This window comes from Micromonospora sp. NPDC048063, assembly GCF_043202855.1.
Taxonomy (GTDB): Bacteria; Actinomycetota; Actinomycetes; order Mycobacteriales; family Micromonosporaceae; genus Micromonospora.
The window spans coordinates 380,193-399,136 of record NZ_JBIDBG010000004.1; the positions used below are offsets into that span (position 1 = coordinate 380,193).

The following is an 18,944-nucleotide window of genomic DNA, read 5'->3' on the forward strand; positions in this document are numbered from 1 at the left end:
GCTCCGGTGGCACCCGTCACGACCGGCGGACGGCGGGCAGGCCCGGGGGTACGTTCGGCGGGCAGGCGACGATCGTTCCCGGACGCGCCGGAGCAGACCCCAGGAGGACGCGGCCGTGCCGGACGCCGAGGAACTGATCAGCGACGCCCTCGCGGCGGTACGCGGCACCGACGTACGCCTCGCGGAGCGGCAGTTGGACCGGCTGATGATCGGCACGGGCGCGACGGACGGCGCGACGGCCGTCGACGCCGCGCTCCTGCGCCGCCTGGTCCGCGGGGTCGGCCGGCTGGTGCCGCGCGGCTGGCAGCCGGTGGACCTGGCCCGGCTCGCCATCCGCCGGCTCGGTGCCCGGTCGGCCGGGCTGGTGACCGACGCGCTCGCGGCGCACCGCCGCGAGCTGACCGGGCCGGTGCCTCCCTGGTGGGACGACCAGCTCCGCGACCTGGGCGCGCGGGTGTGGTGGGACGCCGACGAGGGCCACCTGGCCGCGTGGTCGGCCCGCGCCGGGTGGGACCGGTTCACCGCGCTGCGCGCGGCGGTCGACGCGTTGGCCCTGGTCGACGGGCTCCCGCCGGTCGCCGTGCTGCGCCCGCCGCCCGGCGCCACCGGGGCGGTCGCCGCGCGCGGCGGGTCCGGCGGCGGGTCGCGGATGCTCGACCGGGTGCGGGCGCTGCTGGCCAAGGCGGAGTCGACGACCTACCCGGCCGAGGCGGAGGCGCTGACCGGCAAGGCCCAGGAGCTGATCGCCCGGCACAGCATCGACCAGGCGCTGCTGGCCGGCGTCGCCGAGCGCGCCGACCAGCCCGGCGGGGTGCGTCTCGGCACCGACCCCCCGTACGCGGGCGCCAAGGCGCTGCTGGTGCAGGAGGTGGCGGCGGCGAACCGCTGCGAGGCGGTGTGGTCCGACGACCTGGGCTTCACCACCGTGCTGGGCTGGCCGGCCGACCTGGAGGCGGTCGAGCTGCTCTACACCTCGCTGCTGGTGCAGGCCACCGCCGCGATGCTGCGCGGCCGGGGCGAGCGACGGGCCAGGGGCGCCGGCCGCCGCACCCGGGACTACGACGAGTCCTTCCTCAACGCGTTCGCGCTGCGGATCGGCGAGCGGCTGCGGGCGGCCACCGAGGACGCGGACCGGCAGGCGGCCACCGAGGCCGGGCCGGAGCGGCTGCTGCCGGTGCTCGCCACCCGCGCCGAGGCGGTGCGCGAACGCCTCGACACGCTCTTCCCCGGCATCACCCGGGCCCGGCTCACCGTCCGCGACGCCGACGGCTGGTCGTCCGGCACCTCCGCCGCCGACCGCGCCTCGCTCGGCGGCGGCCCCAGCCCGAAGCGCCAGGTGCGCGGCCGGCGCTGAGAATCTTCCCGCGCCGCTGTCGGATCCGGCGGGTCGGCTCCGACCCTTCACCGAAGACGCGTCACCATGGGCGCGGCCGAGCCGACGAGGAGCACCCGATGAAGTACATGCTGCTGATCTGGAACCGTCCCGGGTTCGCCGAGGAGCTGTCGGAGCAGGAACGCACCGCGCTCTTCGGCGAGGTCGACGAGATCATGCGCGAGCTGACGGAGTCCGGCGAGCTGGTCGGCGGCCAGGCGCTGGCCGACCCGTCGCAGGCGCGTACGGTCCGGCTGGCCGGTGACCGGCCGGAGGTGACCGACGGGCCGTTCATGGAGAGCAAGGAGCAGTTCGCCGGCTACCTGATGGTCGACTGCGACGGCCCCGAGCGGGCCGCCGAGATCGCCAGCCGCTGGCCGGACGTACGGCTGGGCTTCGGCGCGCTGGAGGTGCGGGCGGTCATGAACGAGGCCGGGACGGACATGTGAGCGGACGGCGCGTCGAGGACCTGCTGCGCGACCTGGCGCCGCAGGTTCTCGGCCTGCTCGTCCGCCGACACGGCCAGTTCGACGCGGCCGAGGACGCCGTGCAGGAGGCGCTGCTCGCCGCCGCCATGCAGTGGCCGGAACAGGGCTTGCCGGACAACCCCCGGGCCTGGCTGCTCACCGTCGCCGGCCGCCGGTTGACCGACGAGTGGCGCAGCGAGCGGGCCCGCCGGGACCGGGAGGTCGCGGTGGCCGTCCGCGAGCCGGCGTACGCGACGGTCGCGTCCCCGGCCGACGAGGAGCCGCCGGCCGGGGACGACACCCTGACCCTGCTGTTCCTCTGCTGCCACCCGGCGCTGGCCCGGTCCGCGCAGGTCGCGCTGACGCTGCGCGCGGTCGGCGGCCTGACCACCGCGCAGATCGCCAGGGCACACCTGGTGCCCGAGGCGACCATGAGCCAGCGCATCCGCCGGGCCAAGCAGCGGATCGAGGCCGCCGGGGCCCGGTTCCGCATGCCCTCGCCCGGGGAGCGGGAGGAGCGGCTGCGGACCGTGCTCCAGGTGCTCTATCTGATCTTCAACGAGGGCTACACCGCCTCCAGCGGGCCGGACCTGCACCGGGCCAACCTGACCGCCGAGGCGATCCGGTTGGCCCGCACGCTGCACCGGCTGCTCCCCGACGACGGCGAGGTGAGCGGGCTGCTGGCGCTGATGCTGCTCACCGACTCGCACCGGGCGGCCCGGACCGGGCCGGCCGGCGAGCTGGTCCCGCTCGCCGAGCAGGACCGCGACTGCTGGGACGCCGCCGCCATCGCGGAGGGGATCGCCCTGGTCACCGAGGCGCTGACGTGGTCGCCGCCCGGCCCGTACCAGCTCCAGGCGGCGATCGCCGCGGTGCACGCCGAGGCGTCGTCGGCGGAGCTGACGGACTGGCCGCAGATCCTGGCGCTCTACCGGCTGCTCGCCCGGATCGCCCCGAACCCGATGATCACCCTCAACCAGGCGGTCGCGGTGGCCATGGTGGACGGCCCCCGCGCCGGTCTGGCCCTGCTCGCCCCGCTCGACGCCGACGACCGCACCGCCGGACACCACCGACTGGCCGCCGTCCGCGCCCACCTGCTCGAGCTGGCCGGCGAGCCGCGGGCGGCGCGGGCGGCGTACCTGGCGGCGGCCCGGGGCACGACGAGCCTGCCGGAGCAGCGCTACCTGGAGCTGCGCGCCACCCGGCTGGCGACACCGACGAGTCCCGGCGTGCCCCGCCGAGAGCCGCGCTGACCGGGCACGCCGGCAGACGTGCGGCACGGGGCGCACGCCGGCCGGCGCTCCGTCAGGCGACCGGGACGGCCGGGCAGCGGGTGTCGCGGGCGGGCACGTCGACCGAGATCAGATAGCGGTCGACCGTGTCCTGCACGCAGGCGCTGCGGGTGTAGTTGCCGTGCCCCCAACCCTCGTAGGTCAGCAGCACCCCCGAGCGGCCGAGCTGCCGCGCCACGTTCGTCGCCCAGTTGTGGCCGCTCGCCGGGTCGTGCCGGGTGTTCGCGAGCAGCAGCGGCACGTCGGTGCGGACCCGCAGCCGGTGCTGCGGGTTGGCGACCGGGGCCGGCGTGCCGAGGCACGTCGCGATCGCCAGCAGCGCCTGCGGGTAGCGCACGTCGGGCGCGATCCGGGCCATCCGGCGCAGGTGGGCGGCGTACTCCCGGTGGTCGCGGACCGGCAGGTGCCAGTCGGCGCAGAAGACCGCGAAGGCGTGCGGTCGCACCGCGTCCTCGCTTGCGGCAACGGCGGTGGCCGGGAGCCCGGTGGGAGCGGGCGGGGTCGCCCGCAGGGCCACGATGTCCCGGGCCAGTCCGGCCCAGTCCGGGCCGTACAGCGCGCGCTGGGCGAGCCGGCTGAGGTCGTACGGGGTCAGCGTCGCCCCGGGCCGGTCCGGGTCCGCCAGTTCGCCCCGCTCCGCGCGGGGGAACAGGCCCGCCCAGGCGGCCCGGACGTCCTCGCCGTGCAACGGGCAGCTCGGCGTACGGGCGCACCAGGCGACGAACTCGTCGAAGGAGTCCTGGGCGGCGGCGCCCTGGGTGTCGAGGAACGCCCGGGTACCGAGGCTGTGGTCGACCACGCTCTCCAGCACCATGGCCCGGACCCGGTGCGGGAACTCCTCGGCGTACTGCTCGCCGAGCAGGGTGCCGTACGAGCTGCCGTGGAAGGTGAGCCGGGGCTCGCCGAGGGCCGCCCGGACGGCGTCCAGGTCCCGGGCGGCGCTGCGGGTGTCGACGTGGTCGAACAGCGGCCCGGTCCGCTGCCGGCAGTCCGCCCGGAGCAGCGCGTTGTCGGCCAGGGTGGCGTCGAACCGGGCCTGGTCGGTGATGACCTGGGGCTGCCGGTCGAGCAGCGCCGCCGAGCAGAGCACGGGGTTGCTCCGGCCGATGCCGCGCGGGTCGAAGCTGACGATGTCGAACCGGCGGCGCAGGTCGTCGCTGAACCGGTCGTTGCGCAGGATCCGCCGGACGCCGGAGTCCCCCGGCCCACCCGGGCCGAACACCAGCGAACCGATCCTGGCGGCCGGGTCGGTGGCGGCGCGGCGGGCCAGGTGGAGCGTGAACCGGTCGCCGTCCGGCCGGTCCCAGTCGACGGGGAGCGACAGGGTGCCGCACTCGGCGGTGCGGTCCTCCGCGCAGGGCTGCCAGGCGATGCCCGGCGCGGCGGCCGGCGCCGGTGGGGCTGCCAGGGCGGGCGCGGGCGCCGACAGGCCCGCCGCCAGCAGCGCGGTGGTCGCGCCGAGCGCCAGCGCCCGGAGCCGGAGCGGACGCCGGGGTCCGCCCTCCGCGTCCTGTCGGCCCGGGTCGCCCACGATGTCGGGCACCCGGGGTCGGTCGCCGCCACGAGGGGCGGATTTGCGTACGCGCAGCACGAGATGTTGTCCTCTCCGTCGAAGGAGCGTTGCGATGAGAACTCGCCCACGGGCGAGGTGGTGCTGCTTCCACCCGGGCTGTCGAGTTGGCGCTCGACGGCCCGGGGCCTTTCCGCTGCGCTAGTCGACGTCCTTCAGGACGCGTTCCAGCGACACCAGCCGGGACTCCATCCCGCCGAGCCGGCCGTCGAGGGCCGCCAGCACCCGGGCGGAGGCCGCCTGGGCCTCGACGGCGGTCTGGGCGAGCCGCCGGTACTCCTCCTCGCGGGCCCCCGCCGCCCGGGCCCGCCGGGTCTTGGCGACCTGCACGATCGTCACCGTGATCACGCTGACGAGCAGGGCGAAGATCCCGATCGCCCCGACCACCTCGGTCCAGTCGTGCTCGCTCATGCCCGCCGTCCCTCGTCCTCGTCCGGCCCCGCGCCGGATCCGGCGGTGAGCGTGTCGGCCGCCACCGCGATGGCGGCAGGCGTGAGCGTGTACGCGAACGGACTCACCTCGTAGTACTTCATGGCCTTCCCGTCCTCCGACAACTCCAGGTGCGCGGACACGAGGCCGGCCGCCGTGAGCCGGCGCAGGTGCACCTGCACCAGCGCCCGGCTGATGCCGAGCTCGCGGGCGAGTTCGCTGACGTACGCGCGGCGTCGCGCCAGCACGGCGACCACCCGCATCCGGTGCGGGTTGGCCAACGTGGCCAGTACGCGCACCAGTTCGTCGCCGGTGGCCGTCGGACCAGCGCTCATGACCAGCCCTTGCACATGCAAACGGACGCTAGCGGGTCAATCGCCGGCACGTCACCAGTGGACGGTCGATCTCAGGGACGGGTGGGGGATGCCCCCTGGTCCTCCCCCGGAGCCACCGGAGATCGGCGCAGGGGTCGGCTCAGGCGTGGCACTCGCGGGTCAACCGCGTCGGGATGCCGGTGAAGGTGGAGTTCATCCAGGCGGCCGGGCGGGACGCCCGGGAGCCGGCGTCGATCCGGTCGGCGGTGTCCTCGACCAGGGCGCGGATCCGCGGGTCGGCGGCCCGGCGGGCCTGGGCGCGTACGTCGTCGGCCAGGTCGGCCAGGTTGCGCCGGAGCTGGTCGGTGACCTGCTCGCCGGTGAGGTCACGGCGGACCGAGGCCGTCGAGTCGGTGGCGATCTTCTGGCTGCCGGTGAGGATGACCCGGTCCACCTGCCGGCAGACGTCGGCGGTGTTGGCGGCGGTCGTGGCCACCGGGGACGGGCTCACGGTGGCACTCGCCGGAGCGGTCGGGCCCGCCGACGACGCGCCGGTCGGTGCGTCGGCCTCCCGGGGCGCGTCCTGGCAGCCCACGGCCAGCACCCCGAGCGCCACGGTGGCGGCGGCGCGCCGCGCGTACACGACGGATCGGGACATCGGACCTCCCGTTCACGGGTCTCGGCCGTCCGGCGGACGGCACGGGGTCGACCGACGCCGGGCGGCGAGACGTCGTCCTGCCAACGAGCGGGGTCACCCCCGGGACACGTCGGCCGTCGCGGCCCGACACGCGGTCCGCCGGGCCGGCGAGGGCCGGCCCGGCGGTTTCCGCGTACGCGGGTCAGCTCTTGAAGGCGTCCTTGACCTTCTCGCCGGCCTGCTTCAGCTTGGCGCTGGTCTGGTCGTTGCGCCCCTCGGCCTCGAGCCGCTCGTTGTCGGTGGCCCGGCCGGCGCCCTCCTTCAGCTTGCCGGCGGCGTCCTCGGTCGCGTTGTTGATCTTGTCGTCGAAGCCCATGTCAACCTCCGATCGGCAGTGCCGGTACGTGGTCGGGGTACCCCGCCCGGCCACCGCCCAACCGCCCCGGCCACCCACCGTCGACGTGGCGACCCGCCTCGGGCCCGTGTCGGCCATGGCGGTCAGGAAACAGGGTCCGGCGAGAACCGCCCCGACGACCGCGCCGCCGGCCCCCTTCCGGGAGGACCGGCGGCGCGGTGGGCAGGGTCAGGCGACCGGGCGGAAGCCGCGCAGCCGCAGGCTGTTGGCGACGACGAAGACCGAGGAGAAGGCCATCGCGGCGCCGGCGATCATCGGGTTGAGCAGGCCCGTGGCCGCCAGCGGCAGGGCCGCCACGTTGTAGGCGAAGGCCCAGAACAGGTTGCCCTTGATGATGCCGAGGGTGCGCCGGGAGAGCCGGATCGCGTCCACGGCGGCCATCAGGTCGCCCCGCACCAGGGTCAGGTCGGACGCCTCGATCGCCACGTCGGTGCCGGTGCCCATGGCGAGGCCCAGGTCGGCCTGGGCCAGCGCGGCGGCGTCGTTGACGCCGTCGCCGACCATCGCCACGGTCCGCCCCTCGCCCTGGAGCCGCCGCACCACGTCGACCTTGTCGGCGGGCAGCACCTCGGCGATCACCTCGTCGATGCCCACCTCGGCGGCCACCGCGCGGGCGACCGTGGTGTTGTCGCCGGTCAGCAGCACCGGGGTCAGACCCAGTTCCCGGAGCCGCGCGACCGCCGCCCCGCTCGTCGGCTTGACGACGTCGGCCACCGCGAGCACGCCCCGGGCCCGCCCGTCCCAGCCGGCCAGCACGGCCGTCCGTCCCTCGGCCTCCGCCGTGGTCGCCGCCCGCGCCACCTCCTCCGGTACGTCGAGGCCGCGCTCGCGCAGCAGCCGGAGCCGGCCGACCAGCACCTCGCGGCCGTCCACCGTGCCGGTCACGCCGAGCCCCTCGACGTTGGCGAAGCCGGTCACCGGCGGCAGCACGCCCGCCTCGGCCGCTCCGGCGGCGACCGCCTGGGCGATCGGGTGCTCGGACGCGGCCTCCAGCGCCCCGGCCAGCCGGAGCAGCTCCGCCCGGTCCTCGCCGGCCGCCGGGAGCACGTCCACCAGGGTCATCTTCCCGGTGGTGACGGTGCCGGTCTTGTCCAGCACGACGGTGTCCACCTGCTTCGTGGACTCCAGCACCTCCGGGCCCTTGATCAGGATGCCGAGTTGGGCGCCCCGGCCGGTGCCGACGAGCAGGGCGGTCGGCGTGGCCAGGCCGAGGGCGCACGGGCAGGCGATGATCAGCACCGCCACGGCTGCCGTGAACGCGGCCGTCGCGCCCGCCCCGGTGCCGAGCCACCAGCCGAGGGTGCCCGCCGCGAGAGCGATCACGATCGGCACGAAGACGCCCGAGATCCGGTCGGCGAGGCGCTGCACGGCGGCCTTGCCGGTCTGCGCCTGCTCGACCAGCCGGGCCATCTGCGCCAGCTGGGTGTCGCCGCCGATCCGGGTGGCGGTGACGACGAGGCGGCCGCCGGCGTTGACGGTGGCGCCGACGACGGTGTCGCCGGGGCCGACCTCGACCGGGACGGACTCGCCGGTGAGCATGCTCGCGTCGACCGCGGAGGTGCCCTCGTCGACCACCCCGTCCGTGGCGACCTTCTCGCCGGGCCGGACCACGAACCGGTCCCCCACCGCGAGCTGGTCCACCGGGATCCGGGTCTCCACGCCGTCACGCAGCACCGCGACGTCCTTGGCGCCCAGTTCGAGCAGGGCGCGTAGGGCCGCCCCGGCGGTCCGCTTCGCGCGGGCCTCGAAGTAGCGGCCGGCGAGGATGAAGGCCGTCACCCCGGCTGCCGCCTCCAGGTAGATGTTGCCGGCGCCGTCGGTGCGGCTGATGTCGAGGGTGAACGGGTGGGTCATCCCCGGCTCCCCGGCGGTGCCGAGGAAGAGCGCCCAGACCGACCAGCCGAACGCGGCCAGGGTGCCGAGCGAGACCAGGGTGTCCATGGTCGCCGCGCCGTGCCGCAGGTTGACCCAGGCCGCCCGGTGGAACGGCAGGCCGCCGTAGACGACGACCGGGGCGGCCAGGGTCAGCGACAGCCACTGCCAGTAGTCGAACTGCCAGGCCGGCACCATCGCCAGCACGATCACCGGCACGGTGAGCACGAGCGATACCCACAGCCGGGTACGCAGGCCGCGCAGCTCGTCCACGGGCTCGGCGGCCGGCTCCGCGCCGGCGGGTGCGGGCGGGGGCGGCAGGGCGGCGGTGTAGCCGGTCTTCTCCACCGTGGCGATCAGGTCGTCCGGAGTGACGTCGTCGGCGTACTGGACGCTGGCCTTCTCGGTGGCGTAGTTGACCGTGGCGGTCACGCCGTCCATCCGGTTCAGCTTCTTCTCGATCCGGGAGGCGCAGGAGGCGCAGGTCATCCCGCCGATCGCCAACTCGATCTGGTTGGGTGCCATCTGCAGTGGCTTGGTGGTGGTCATCACGGTCCCGTCAGTTGTGCCCGTGACCGGGGGCGCCGTGGCCGGCGTCGGCGGTCGGGGAGCTCGTGGCGGCGGGCGAAGGCGTCGCCGGGGTGCCCGTCGCGGTCGGCGTGGCCGACCCCGTGGGGGTGCCGGCGACGACGGTGAACTCGGCGGTACGCACCACGCCGCCGTGCTTGAAGTCCAGGTAGAGCCGGTAGGCGCCGGCCGACGGCACCTCGGCGAAGAACCTCACCTCGGGGCCGGGCTTCGTCCGTCCGTCGCCCGGCTCGCCGTCGGGGTGCACGTGCAGGTACGCCAGGTCGCCCTGGCGCAGCGCCACCAGGTGGCCGTACGCGCCCAGGTAGGGCTCCAGGTCGGTGACCGGCGCGCCGTCGCGGTTGACGGTCAGGGTCAGCTCGGCGGTGCGGCCGGGCTGCGGGGCACCGGTGAGGGTGACGGTGTAGCCGTCGACCGTCGTGCTGGCCGCCGGGGCGGGCAGCGGCCGCTCGGTCAGGGCGCCGGGAACGGTCACGTCGACGCCGAGGGTCAGCGCCTCGCCCCCGGTGGGGGTGAAGTCCGCGAACGCCCGCCAGACGCCGGGCCCGCCCAGCGGCGAGTCGACCTGCCAGGTGCCGTCCGCCGCCATCTCGGGGTGCACGTGCCGGAAGCCGGACAGGTCGCGGCGGGCCACGATCAGGTGCATGCGCTTGTCGTGCGCCACGTCGTACGCGGTGACCGGCCGGCCGTCCGGGCCGGTGACCTGGAAGGCGAACTGCCCGGCCGGGGCGTCGACCGGTCGGAGGGTGTAGCCGCGGTCGGAGACGAGCAGTCCACCGGGCAGGCTGGCCGCCGCGCCGCCCTCGTCGCCCCCGTGTCCGGCCCCGTCGGTGTCCCCGTGGCCGTCCGCGGCGTCGTGGCCGGTCTCGGCGGCCGGGGCCACGGGGCCGGCCGCCTGGCCGACCCCGTACGCCGCGCCGAAGACCGCCGCGAGACCGAGGACGAAACCGCTCAGTTTCGTCGCCGTGTTCATGGTGTGCCTCGGTTTCCCCGTGCCCGCCGTCAGGCGCCGACGAGGTCGTAGCCGGCCTCGTCGACGGCGGCGCGCACGGTGTCGATGTTCAGTGGGCTCTCGCTGGTGACGGTGACCCGCCCGGCGGCGAGGTCGACCTGGACGTCGCTGACGCCCGGGATGGCGCCGACCTCGGCGCTGACCGAGCTGACGCAGTGCCCGCAGGTCATGCCCTGCACCTGGTACGTCGTGGTGACCATCGAACTCTCCTCTCGACGCCTCCAGCATATACCCCCCAGGGGTAATGAGGAGGCGGACGGATGACTGCTCCGCGTACCGATACCCGGTGGGGGTATCGGACAAGGAGGACCCTACCATACCCCCGAGGGGTACGCTATCCTCGATCGCATGACCACACCGACGCCCGCCCCGACCAGGGGCTACACCGCCAGCAAGGACCAGTTGCTCGCGCGGCTGCGCCGCGTCGAGGGGCAGGTCCGCGGCATCGAGAAGATGGTCGACGACGACCGCTACTGCATCGACGTGCTCACGCAGATCTCCGCGATCCAGGCCGCCCTGGACAAGGTCGCCCTCGGCCTGCTCGACGGGCACGCCCGGCACTGCATGCACGAAGGAGCGGCCGAGGGCCGGGCCGACGAGATGGCCACCGAGATGATGGCCGCCGTCGGCCGCCTCATGAAGCGCGGCTGACCCGGCCGGCGGTGCCCCGGCGCCCCCAGGGTGCGAGCGCCGGGGCAGCCCGGGTCAGAGCCGGCCGAGGATCTTCTCCATCGTGTCGATCTCGGCCTGCTGGGTGGTGACGATCTGCTGGGCCAGGGCCTTCGCCTCCGCGTTCACGCCCCGGGCCAGCTCGTCCCGGGCCATGGTGACGGCGCCCTCGTGGTGAGCGATCATCATGGTCAGGAACTGCCGGTCGAACTCCCGCCCGGAGGCCGCCGCCAGCTTCTCCATGTCGGCGTCGGACATCATGCCGGGCATGCCGTGGTCCATGTGCGGCGTCTCGGCGCCGGGCGACGGCACCGGCCGTCCCCAGGCCGACAACCAGCCGCTCATGGTGGCGATCTCGGGCGCCTGGGCGGCCTTGATCTCCCCGGCGAGCCGCTTGACCTCCGGGTCCGCCGCCCGCGTGGCGGCCAACTCCGCCATCTCCACCGCCTGCCGGTGGTGCGGAATCATCATCTGGGCGAACATCGCGTCGGCGTCGCCGAAGGTGGCCGCGCCGGACGCGGAGGCCGTCGGCCCGCTGGTGGCGGGCGTGCCGTGCCCCGCACCCGGGGACGAATGCCCGTCGCCGCCGCAGGCGGTCAGGACGAGGGCGGCGGTGACGGTGGCGCCGGCCAGGGCGGCACGGCGCGCGATGGTACGAGTGGTCACATCTGGGCCTTTCGGTATCGGAACGTACGCAGCAGGACGGGGACGCGGGCCGGCTGACCGGGCCGCGCCGGGGCGTCCTATCTGCGCAGCACCGAGACCGTGGCGAGTCGCAGGCCGACCGGCCGGGACGGCGGGGCACGGGGCGACCGGGCCGGCCCGCCCGACCCCCGGCCCGCTGGGCCGACGGCCTGTGCGCCGGCCAGCAGCAGCACGGCGAGCAGCAGCGGAGCGGCGAGCGCGCCCAGCACCGCCAGGCACACGCCCCACCAGGGCAGCTCGCCGCCCGCCCCGCCGGACGGGAGGAACCGCTCGTGCGGGCAGTCGCCCGGGCAGCCCACCACGCCGGACGGCGCCGCCGGGACGACGTACGCGATGGCGGGGTCCTGACCGAGCGGCGCGGCGGTGTCGTGGCGGGGCAGCGCGGCGGTGACCTGACGGAGCGGCGCGGCGGTGTCGTGGCGGGGCAGCGCCTGCGCCGCGCCGCCGTGCCCACCGGCCGCGGCGACGGCCTGCGCGGAAACCTCGGCGGGATGGCCCACGGAGTGCGAGCCGTGGCCGAGGGTGTGCATCGCGGCCAGGCCGAACAGTGTGCCGACGAGCAGCAGCAGCCGGGCCCATCGCCCCGCCGTCACTGTCGCCGCCGCCCGCACACCGACCACGGTAGTCCCCGGGGCCGGTGCGTCCGGGGGCGACCGGCGCACCCGACGGCGAATCCGCCCCGAACGAGACCGCCATCAGGCCACCACGGGAGGGCCGCCCGGCCGCCACCCGACAGTGACATGGTGGTGACCGGCGGCTGCCGGACGGGACGGACCGCGGCCGACACCAGCCCTCACGACCTGCGGCCGGATATCGGGATGGCTACCATTCGGCCGGTGGCCCTCCGCACTCCGCGCCGCCCGCACCGTCGCCCAGACCGGGCGGCGGTTTCGAGCGACCGCGACCGGCCGGGCCGGGCCGTCGCGGTGCGTGACCGAACCGACACCCCAGGGCGATCCGCCGCGGCGGTCACCCGGCCACGCCGAACCGACCGGCCCGCCGGCACGCACCCCGCCCTGGACTCGTTGGGAGACACTCGATGGGCGCCGACCACACCCGTCCCGCACCGTCCGCCCCACCGAGGGTGCGACGGATCCTCGTCGCGACGGTGGTGCCCCTGTTCGTCTCCACCCTGATCGCGGCCCTGCTGCTCTGGCCGTGGGACGCCCCGGACGCCGCGCCCGGCACCGATCCGCCCCGCCACCACGGCACGGTGACCCGGGTGGTGACGGAGCCGTGCCCGCCCACCCCGGAGGCGCCGGAGGGTGCCCCGGAGGGCCCCTGCGGCACCGTGACCGTACGCGTCGACGACGGCCCCGACGCCGGCCAGCAGGTGGAGACGCCCGTACCGGCAGGGCCGGGGGCGCCGACGGTCGCGGTCGGCGACGAGATCATCCTGGTCCAGCTCACCGATCCCGCCGACCCCTCGGCGAGCGCCTACAACATCGCCGAGCACCAGCGCGGCAAGCCGCTGCTCTGGCTGGTGGTGCTGTTCGCCGCCGCGATCGTCGCGTTCGGGCGGTGGCGGGGGCTCGCGGCGCTGGCCGGCCTAGCGGCCAGCTTCGCCATCCTGCTGACCTTCGTGCTGCCCGGCATCAGCGCCGGCAGCCCACCGCTGCTGGTCGCGGTCGTCGGCGCGGCACTGATCATGTTCGTGGTGCTCTACCTGACGCACGGGGTGACCGCGCAGACCTCGGTCGCCGTGCTCGGCACGCTGGGCAGCCTGGTGCTGACGGGCGTGCTCGGCACGATCGCCACCGCGGCGACCCACCTGACCGGGTTCGGCACCGAGGACGCCACCACGCTGTCGATGTTCCAGGCCGACGTCGACCTGCACGGCCTGCTGCTCGCCGGGATCATCATCGGCTCGCTCGGCGTGCTCGACGACGTCACCGTGACACAGGCCGCGACGGTCACCGAGCTGGCGCACGCCAACCCGGGGCTGTCCCGGATGCAGCTGTACCGCGCGGCCACCCGGGTCGGCCGCGCGCACATCGCCTCGACGGTGAACACCATCGTGCTGGCGTACGCCGGGGCCTCGCTGCCGGTGCTGCTCCTGCTGACCGCCGACTCCCGGGCGGTGAGCCAGATCCTGACCAGCGAGTTCCTGGCCCAGGAGATCGTCCGCAGCGCGGTCGCCACCCTGGGCCTGATCGCCGCCGTGCCGCTGACCACCGGGCTCGCGGCCGTGGTGACCACGGCCGGCCGGCGCGGCGGGGAGTCCGCCGACCGCGGCGCACTCCCGACCCCGCCGGCCCCCCGGCCGGCGGCCGACCGGTCCGAGGCGCTGGAGGCCCTCAGCGGGCCGCGCGCCGGAAGCACCCCCTCCGCCGCCCCCGCCGGGTGGCCCGACCGAAACGGGAGCACGGACACCGCATGGTGAAACTCCTCAGCGTGACCGATCAGGACGTGCCGCCTGATAAACGCGTCACTGGTCACCCTCCGCCGTTACGAAATAACGCATTTAGTCGGCTTAGGGACGTAGATCCCCGGGAGGGCTCTCGGGTAACCTCGCTGCCGGTCACCGCCGAAGGCGCGCAGCGGCGCCTGCGGTGCCGCCGCCCAATCGCCGCCAGGCGAGCCGGGGACCCAGGCACGTGGGGTGAATCCGCGACAGCGGTAGGGGCCACTTCCGCCCCGAACCCGTCAGCTAACCCGGTCGGCGGTCGACGGAAGGGAAAACTGTGACGGCACCCCTACGCCGCTGGTTGACACCTGTGGTGGCCGTGATCGCCGCCCTGGCCGTCTTCGCCGGGCCCCTCCCGGCGGCGGCCGCACCCACCCCGCCGGCCCAACCCTCCGGCCACGGGGACGACGAGCCCAAGCTGCTCAACGACCTGATCGAGACGCGGAACCGCAGCTACGTCCAGGCCAAGGCGAAGCTCGCGAAGTCGAAGAAGCGCCAACTGGAACTGGCCCTGGAGGTCGACCGGGCGCAGGCCGACCTGGCAGCACTGGCCCCGCAGGTGAGCCAGATCGCCGCCCAGTCCTACCGGACCGGGCGGATCGGCGCGGTGTCGATGCTGCTGGACACCGCCAGCCCCGACTCGTTCGTCAAGCGCGCCGCCGCCCTCGACGAGCTGAACCTGGTCAATGCCAAGAAGCTCGCCGAGGTGAACGCGGTCAAGACCCGCGCCGAGCAGGCCAAGCTGGCGCTCGACGCCGAGGTCCGCGAGCAGCAGAAGCTGACCAACGAGATGGCCCGCGGCAAGCGCGACGCGGAGAAGGCGCTCGCACTGGTCGGCGGCAGAGGGCTGACCGGCGGCAAGGTGGTCGCCACCTCGCCGGTGGCCCGGATGGCACCGGGTCGTACCGCCGACGGCGACTGGAAGCCCCTGTCCTGCACCGAGAACGACCCCACCACCTCCGGCTGCATCACCGCGCGCACCCTGCACATGTACAAGGAGGTCAAGCGGGCCGGCTTCAACCGCTTCGTCGGCTGTTACCGCTCCGGCGGGCCGTACGAGCATCCGAAGGGCCGGGCCTGCGACTGGTCGCTGCAGAGAAGCGGCTTCTCCCCCTGGCACAACGACGACACCTACATGTACGGCAACAACCTGACCGCGTTCCTGGTCCGCAACGCCGACCGGCTCGGCATCTACTACGTGATCTGGAACCGGCAGATCTGGTTCCCGGCGACCGGCTGGAAGTCCTACAGCGGCCCGTCGAACCATACGGACCACGTGCACGTGTCCCTGCTCTGACGCAGCCAACGACAGGGCCGCCCCGCGCCTGCGGGGCGGCCCTGTCGGCGTCTCTGGGCCCTGTCGGCATCTGTAAGGCGTCTCTACGACCCGCTCCGGCGTCGCGCGGCCCGGTCCGGACAGCTGTGGGCCCGGTCGGCGCTCTCGGCGCTTCTGGGACCCGTGGGCGGTTGAGGCCCACTCGGCGTCCGTTGGCCCCCGTCGACGGGCGTCGGCGTCCCGGGCCGAGCGAAGGAACGGGTCAGGCGAGGGCGGCACTGACGGCAGGCTGCGCCCCGTCGACCGCGCCCGACCCGTTGGCCACCTCGGCGCCCCCCCGCGCCTCGCCGGCGGACACGGCGGTCACCGCCCGCGCCTCGCCGGCCGCCAGCCGGTACGACATGCCCACGACGGCGCAGCGCCCGGCGGCCACCTCGGCGGCGAGCACGGCCGACCTGTCCAGCATCGCCTCGACGGTCTGCGCGATGTGGATGTCGACGATGCGGTCGATGTCGTCCACGCCCTCGGCGGCGGCGCGGCGCAGGCTGGGCACCACGGCGTCCACCACGGCGCCCAGGTGCCCGGCCGGAGACGTGCCGGTGGCGTCCGCCGTACGGGCCGCCTGGACCGCCCCGCAGGAGTCGTGCCCGAGCACCACCACCAGCGGTGTGCGCAGGACCGTCACGGCGTACTCGACGCTGCCCAGCACCTCGGGGCCGACCGTGTGCCCGGCGGTGCGTACCACGAAGAGGTCGCCGAGGCCGCGGTCAAAGATGATCTCCGCGGCGAGCCGGGAGTCGGAGCAACCGACGATCACCGCGAACGGGTGCTGCCCGTCCGCGACTGCGGCACGGTGCCCGGCGTCCTGGTTGGGGTGGCGGGGGGTGCCGGTGACGAACCGGCGGTTGCCGGCCTGCAACTCGGCGAGCGCCTGCTCCGGACCGCCCGGCGTGGGGAACGCGCCCCGCACGGCGGTCGGGTCTTCCGGTGCCGGCTCCGACGACTTCCGCTCCGGGCCCGGCTGAACGCCGGGGGATCCGGGACGACTCATCTCCCTCACCTCGTCCCTCACGAACGACCTGGTCACCCCGGCCGACGCTGGGCGCGGGCTGCCCCCACGGTCACACGCACCCGAAGATACGTCAAGGGATGCGTGATATGCGTTTCATATGTTCGCGCCCGCCCGCAGACGTCGGGCGGGGCCTCCCGCGCGAGGGCGCGGCGGAAAACCCGAAAGGCGCGCCATACGATGACGACATGGCGACGACAGGGGAGAACGGGAGCACCCGCAACTGGACGTTCCTGACGAACCACGGGCACGTGCTGCTCGCCATCGCCCGCAACCCCACCGCCCGGCTACGCGACGTCGCGGACGAGGTGGGCGTCACCGAGCGGGCCGCCCAGGCGATCGTCGCCGACCTGGAGGCGGGCGGCTACCTGCACCGCACCCGGGTGGGCCGGCGCAACGAGTACACGCTCAACCCGGCCGGGCGGTTCCGGCACCCCGCCGAGGCCGACCGGCAGGTCGGCGACCTGCTCGCCCTCTTCACCGACGACGATCCCGAGAGCGCCGGCCGCACCTGAGGCCCGGGGGGCAGGCCCCGCCGTCGGCGCGCGACGGTAATCCCATGCCTGCGCGACATCGGCGGCGCCGCGTCCGTCGCCAGGCTGTCAGGGCTCTCGCCGGCGACACGGCCGAGACGGCCGACGGAGGACGATCAGCCGCCGCGGGCGACGGGGCCGATCAGCTGACGTTCGATGGGGGTCATGCTGAGCATCACCCACTGCACCTTGCCCTTGGTGATCAGGCCGACCATCTCGGGGTGCAGCTGGGTGAACCAGCTCTGCACGCTCATCAGGCCCAGCGCGCTCGCCGCCGTCGCGGCCTCCGTCTCTGCCAACCGCTGGAGCAGCACGATGTCGCTGCGTACCAGCGCGTCGACGTCCCAGCCGGCCAGGTCGTCGCGGACCACCAGGGTGGCCCGCCAGGGCGCGCTGAGGCCCGAGTCAGGGCCGGTGACCGGGCCGGTGTCGATCACGACGAGCTGCGGCTCGGTCGGGGTGGCCGCGGTCGGCGGCGCAACGCCCGGCGGTAGAAACGAGGCGACCTCCCGGCCGATGACGCAGCGCCGCAGGAAGCTGTCCCACTCCTGCTCGCGGGCGGTCTGGATGAACAGCCGGGCACCGAGCGCGAGGGCGCGGAACGCGAGCAGCTCGGCGCAGCGTACGCCGCCGGTCAGGAGCAGCCGCGTCGGTTCGGCCCGGAACAGGCGCAGTCCCACCGGCTCCTGCTGCCGGCTGCGCCCGACGACCAGGCCGCCGCCCCCGGCAACCAGGTGCAGACTGCCGACCGTGGCGGTGTCGGCGACGTGCAACCCCATCCGGCTGCCGGGGAAGGCGACGCTCTTCACCGCAGGAAACCTCCGAGCGGAAGCGTGGCGGCCACGCCGTGCGCGTGCTCGCCGTCGAGTCGTTGCAGCCGACCGCCGTGGCCCCGGATAGCCTCGTGCAGGGCCTGGTCGGCGGCGGCGAGGGCGGTCGGGTCGGTGCCCATCAGGCGGAACGCCACCTCCACGGCGACGTCGTCGCCGACGGTGCGGCTGGCCGCGATCGACACCACGCTGGCGGCGGCAGGCAGCCCCCGCAGCAACGGGTCGACCTCCCACGGCCGGCGGGGCCAGACCAGCATCCGGTGACAGCTCTGCGGGGCGCCCTGGGTCGACCAGCCCCGCCAGGTCTCCCAGGCCAGCGGCCGCTCCCCAGCAGCGCCGGGCGACCCGCCGGTCAGGTGGGTGAGGGCGGTGACGGCAGCGAGCACCTCGTCCCGGTTGAGCATCCGGGCGGTCACCCGCTCCTGCCGCAGCTGCCGCCGCATCCGCCGAATCGCCGCGGTGAGCGTCGGGCGCAGGTCACGGTCGGCGTGGAAGTCGGGGGTCCGCGCGACCTGGAGCACCACCCAGGCCTGCCGGCTGGCCGGCACGTCCCCGTTGGTCAGCTCCCGGTATGCCCGGTCCACCGCCGCCGCGCTGGAGCGGGCGCGCGGTGCCGGCGTCACCTGGATCAGCAACTGCACCACCACCGGGGGCGCTTTCTCGTCGGGCGCCGGCAACAGCGAGGCCGGGGACGGCAGGGCCTGGGGCGCACTCATCAGCAGGGCGCCCTCGGTCGGGTCGACCTCGAAGACGGCGCTCAGCCCGCCCCGATGGGTCAGCAGCGCGGCCGGCTGGTCGTCGACCTCGACGGTCTCCAGCTCGACGCCGCGCTCCAGGTGGGCCAGCAGATGCGCGGCCGCGTCCCCACCGGCGGCGGTGAGCTGCCGGCGGCGGCCCCGGAAACCCCACCAGACCGAAATCCACTGGTACAGCCACCGGCTGCGGAACCGGATCATCGTCGGGGTGAGCAGCAGCACCGCCCCGGTGGCCACCGTGGCGGTGAGCGGCACGCCGTGCGGGGAGGCGGCGAGCACCGCCGCTGCGCCAGCCTGCCATGCCACCAGTTGGGCGACGTTGATGCCGCCGATCCCCTGGGCGGCCTGGTGTGGTCGTACCGCTTGATTGGCTGCGGCCGTGGCCGCGACCGCCACATCGGCGGCGGCAGCGGCAGCGGCGGGCTGGGGGGCGGGAGTGGCGGCGGCCCGCGGGGGCGGCGCGGCCTGCGCCGTGGCGGCGGCCTGTGCGGCCGTCGCGGCCCGTGCCGCACTGGCCGCCTGGCTGATGTACGCGGTGCCGACGGCTGCCCGGCCCTGCCCGCGCTGTGCCGCCCCGTCCTGCCGCGGGCCGCTGCCGGCCCGGCTCACCGTCGGCGCGGGCGCCGCTACGCCGGCCTGCTGCGGTGGTGCCACCCGTGGCGCGGGCGGCACCTGCCGAGCCGGTTGGGCGGCCACACCCGGATGGTGCTGCCAACCCGGTTCACCCGGCCG

General features: G+C 75.2%; 20 protein-coding genes and 1 riboswitch. Of the genes, 7 read left to right on the forward strand and 13 right to left on the reverse strand.

Annotated elements, in window-relative coordinates:
- Window positions 1–115 precede the first annotated feature (115 nt).
- The 3 genes from ACGFZ2_RS13585 to ACGFZ2_RS13595 all read left to right on the forward strand — a co-directional run bounded on the left by ACGFZ2_RS13585 (window position 116) and on the right by ACGFZ2_RS13595 (window position 3,092).
- Window positions 116–1,354, forward strand: a complete 1,239-nt coding sequence (locus tag ACGFZ2_RS13585; protein WP_393453195.1) for a DUF2786 domain-containing protein — start codon at window positions 116–118, stop codon at window positions 1,352–1,354.
- Between the two features lie 98 nt (window positions 1,355–1,452).
- Entirely contained in the window at window positions 1,453–1,821 is a 369-nt protein-coding gene (locus ACGFZ2_RS13590; RefSeq protein WP_393257992.1) for a YciI family protein, read from the forward strand.
- Window positions 1,818–3,092 (forward strand): RNA polymerase sigma factor, encoded by a 1,275-nt coding sequence (locus ACGFZ2_RS13595; protein ID WP_393453198.1) that lies wholly within the window; start codon window positions 1,818–1,820, stop codon window positions 3,090–3,092. The genes ACGFZ2_RS13590 and ACGFZ2_RS13595 overlap by 4 nt, the downstream gene beginning before the upstream one ends.
- A gap of 52 nt (window positions 3,093–3,144) precedes the next feature.
- On the opposite strand, the gene ACGFZ2_RS13600 is transcribed toward ACGFZ2_RS13595, so the two are convergent.
- The 8 genes from ACGFZ2_RS13600 to ACGFZ2_RS13635 all read right to left on the reverse strand — a co-directional run bounded on the left by ACGFZ2_RS13600 (window position 3,145) and on the right by ACGFZ2_RS13635 (window position 10,168).
- Window positions 3,145–4,665 carry an alpha/beta hydrolase gene (locus tag ACGFZ2_RS13600; RefSeq protein ID WP_393453676.1) on the reverse strand — a complete coding sequence of 507 codons (1,521 nt, stop codon included), beginning with the start codon at window positions 4,663–4,665 and terminating at the stop codon, window positions 3,145–3,147.
- A gap of 177 nt (window positions 4,666–4,842) precedes the next feature.
- Window positions 4,843–5,112, reverse strand: coding sequence for a hypothetical protein (locus tag ACGFZ2_RS13605; RefSeq protein ID WP_350701618.1), 270 nt, complete (start codon window positions 5,110–5,112; stop codon window positions 4,843–4,845).
- Window positions 5,109–5,465: an ArsR/SmtB family transcription factor gene (locus ACGFZ2_RS13610; RefSeq protein WP_393257986.1), complete on the reverse strand. Its 357-nt coding sequence runs from the start codon at window positions 5,463–5,465 to the stop codon at window positions 5,109–5,111. The genes ACGFZ2_RS13605 and ACGFZ2_RS13610 overlap by 4 nt, the downstream gene beginning before the upstream one ends.
- Before the next feature lie 139 nt (window positions 5,466–5,604).
- On the reverse strand, window positions 5,605–6,102 hold the full coding sequence (locus ACGFZ2_RS13615; protein ID WP_393453201.1) for a hypothetical protein: 498 nt from the start codon (window positions 6,100–6,102) through the stop codon (window positions 5,605–5,607).
- A 181-nt stretch (window positions 6,103–6,283) separates the two neighbouring features.
- Entirely contained in the window at window positions 6,284–6,457 is a 174-nt protein-coding gene (locus ACGFZ2_RS13620) for a CsbD family protein (RefSeq protein WP_357453060.1), read from the reverse strand.
- Window positions 6,458–6,664: 207 nt separating this feature from the next.
- Window positions 6,665–8,917, reverse strand: a complete 2,253-nt coding sequence (locus ACGFZ2_RS13625) for a heavy metal translocating P-type ATPase (protein ID WP_393257981.1) — start codon at window positions 8,915–8,917, stop codon at window positions 6,665–6,667.
- Between the two features lie 10 nt (window positions 8,918–8,927).
- Window positions 8,928–9,929, reverse strand: a complete 1,002-nt coding sequence (locus tag ACGFZ2_RS13630; protein WP_393453204.1) for a hypothetical protein — start codon at window positions 9,927–9,929, stop codon at window positions 8,928–8,930.
- 29 nt (window positions 9,930–9,958) lie between these two features.
- Entirely contained in the window at window positions 9,959–10,168 is a 210-nt protein-coding gene (locus tag ACGFZ2_RS13635) for a copper ion binding protein (protein ID WP_357697820.1), read from the reverse strand.
- 148 nt (window positions 10,169–10,316) lie between these two features.
- Here ACGFZ2_RS13635 and ACGFZ2_RS13640 point away from each other — a divergent pair, with 148 nt between their 5' ends.
- Window positions 10,317–10,619, forward strand: coding sequence for a metal-sensitive transcriptional regulator (locus ACGFZ2_RS13640; RefSeq protein ID WP_350681148.1), 303 nt, complete (start codon window positions 10,317–10,319; stop codon window positions 10,617–10,619).
- Window positions 10,620–10,673: 54 nt separating this feature from the next.
- Here the strand turns inward: ACGFZ2_RS13640 and ACGFZ2_RS13645 are convergent, their stop codons facing one another.
- Together ACGFZ2_RS13645 and ACGFZ2_RS13650 are read right to left on the reverse strand one after the other, a co-directional pair.
- Window positions 10,674–11,303 (reverse strand): DUF305 domain-containing protein, encoded by a 630-nt coding sequence (locus ACGFZ2_RS13645; protein ID WP_393453207.1) that lies wholly within the window; start codon window positions 11,301–11,303, stop codon window positions 10,674–10,676.
- A gap of 77 nt (window positions 11,304–11,380) precedes the next feature.
- The gene (locus tag ACGFZ2_RS13650) at window positions 11,381–11,953 is read right to left on the reverse strand and encodes a hypothetical protein (RefSeq protein WP_393453210.1); all 573 of its coding nucleotides are present in this window, start codon (window positions 11,951–11,953) and stop codon (window positions 11,381–11,383) included.
- Between the two features lie 428 nt (window positions 11,954–12,381).
- On the opposite strand from ACGFZ2_RS13650, the gene ACGFZ2_RS13655 reads away from it, so the two are divergent.
- Both ACGFZ2_RS13655 and ACGFZ2_RS13660 read left to right on the forward strand, forming a co-directional pair.
- Window positions 12,382–13,725 carry a YibE/F family protein gene (locus tag ACGFZ2_RS13655; protein WP_393453213.1) on the forward strand — a complete coding sequence of 448 codons (1,344 nt, stop codon included), beginning with the start codon at window positions 12,382–12,384 and terminating at the stop codon, window positions 13,723–13,725.
- Window positions 13,726–13,891: 166 nt separating this feature from the next.
- A riboswitch (cyclic di-AMP (ydaO/yuaA leader) is annotated at window positions 13,892–14,023 on the forward strand.
- A gap of 3 nt (window positions 14,024–14,026) precedes the next feature.
- Window positions 14,027–15,046 carry a coiled-coil domain-containing protein gene (locus tag ACGFZ2_RS13660; protein ID WP_393257967.1) on the forward strand — a complete coding sequence of 340 codons (1,020 nt, stop codon included), beginning with the start codon at window positions 14,027–14,029 and terminating at the stop codon, window positions 15,044–15,046.
- A 241-nt stretch (window positions 15,047–15,287) separates the two neighbouring features.
- On the opposite strand, the gene ACGFZ2_RS13665 is transcribed toward ACGFZ2_RS13660, so the two are convergent.
- Window positions 15,288–16,076, reverse strand: a complete 789-nt coding sequence (locus ACGFZ2_RS13665) for a carbonic anhydrase (protein ID WP_393453216.1) — start codon at window positions 16,074–16,076, stop codon at window positions 15,288–15,290.
- A 206-nt stretch (window positions 16,077–16,282) separates the two neighbouring features.
- Here ACGFZ2_RS13665 and ACGFZ2_RS13670 point away from each other — a divergent pair, with 206 nt between their 5' ends.
- Window positions 16,283–16,609 carry a MarR family winged helix-turn-helix transcriptional regulator gene (locus ACGFZ2_RS13670; protein WP_357697807.1) on the forward strand — a complete coding sequence of 109 codons (327 nt, stop codon included), beginning with the start codon at window positions 16,283–16,285 and terminating at the stop codon, window positions 16,607–16,609.
- A 134-nt stretch (window positions 16,610–16,743) separates the two neighbouring features.
- Here ACGFZ2_RS13670 and ACGFZ2_RS13675 read toward each other — a convergent pair whose 3' ends face one another.
- Both ACGFZ2_RS13675 and eccE read right to left on the reverse strand, forming a co-directional pair.
- On the reverse strand, window positions 16,744–17,436 hold the full coding sequence (locus ACGFZ2_RS13675; protein WP_357697805.1) for a hypothetical protein: 693 nt from the start codon (window positions 17,434–17,436) through the stop codon (window positions 16,744–16,746).
- Window positions 17,433–18,908, reverse strand: a complete 1,476-nt coding sequence (gene eccE, locus ACGFZ2_RS13680; protein WP_393453219.1) for a type VII secretion protein EccE — start codon at window positions 18,906–18,908, stop codon at window positions 17,433–17,435. Before eccE ends, ACGFZ2_RS13675 begins: the two co-directional genes overlap by 4 nt.
- Window positions 18,909–18,944 lie beyond the last annotated feature (36 nt).

Bases quoted from the DNA above. Each gene is read 5' to 3' on its own strand.
- ACGFZ2_RS13590 (WP_393257992.1), top strand. From the start codon at position 1,453: ATGAAGTACATGCTGCTGATCTGGAACCGTCCCGGGTTCGCCGAGGAG.
- ACGFZ2_RS13630 (WP_393453204.1), bottom strand. From the start codon at position 9,929: ATGAACACGGCGACGAAACTGAGCGGTTTCGTCCTCGGTCTCGCGGCG.
- ACGFZ2_RS13615 (WP_393453201.1), bottom strand. From the start codon at position 6,102: ATGTCCCGATCCGTCGTGTACGCGCGGCGCGCCGCCGCCACCGTGGCG.
- ACGFZ2_RS13625 (WP_393257981.1), bottom strand. From the start codon at position 8,917: ATGACCACCACCAAGCCACTGCAGATGGCACCCAACCAGATCGAGTTG.
- ACGFZ2_RS13655 (WP_393453213.1), top strand. From the start codon at position 12,382: ATGGGCGCCGACCACACCCGTCCCGCACCGTCCGCCCCACCGAGGGTG.
- ACGFZ2_RS13635 (WP_357697820.1), bottom strand. From the start codon at position 10,168: ATGGTCACCACGACGTACCAGGTGCAGGGCATGACCTGCGGGCACTGC.
- ACGFZ2_RS13640 (WP_350681148.1), top strand. From the start codon at position 10,317: ATGACCACACCGACGCCCGCCCCGACCAGGGGCTACACCGCCAGCAAG.
- ACGFZ2_RS13670 (WP_357697807.1), top strand. From the start codon at position 16,283: ATGGCGACGACAGGGGAGAACGGGAGCACCCGCAACTGGACGTTCCTG.
- ACGFZ2_RS13605 (WP_350701618.1), bottom strand. From the start codon at position 5,112: ATGAGCGAGCACGACTGGACCGAGGTGGTCGGGGCGATCGGGATCTTC.
- ACGFZ2_RS13665 (WP_393453216.1), bottom strand. From the start codon at position 16,076: ATGAGTCGTCCCGGATCCCCCGGCGTTCAGCCGGGCCCGGAGCGGAAG.
- ACGFZ2_RS13610 (WP_393257986.1), bottom strand. From the start codon at position 5,465: ATGAGCGCTGGTCCGACGGCCACCGGCGACGAACTGGTGCGCGTACTG.
- ACGFZ2_RS13620 (WP_357453060.1), bottom strand. From the start codon at position 6,457: ATGGGCTTCGACGACAAGATCAACAACGCGACCGAGGACGCCGCCGGC.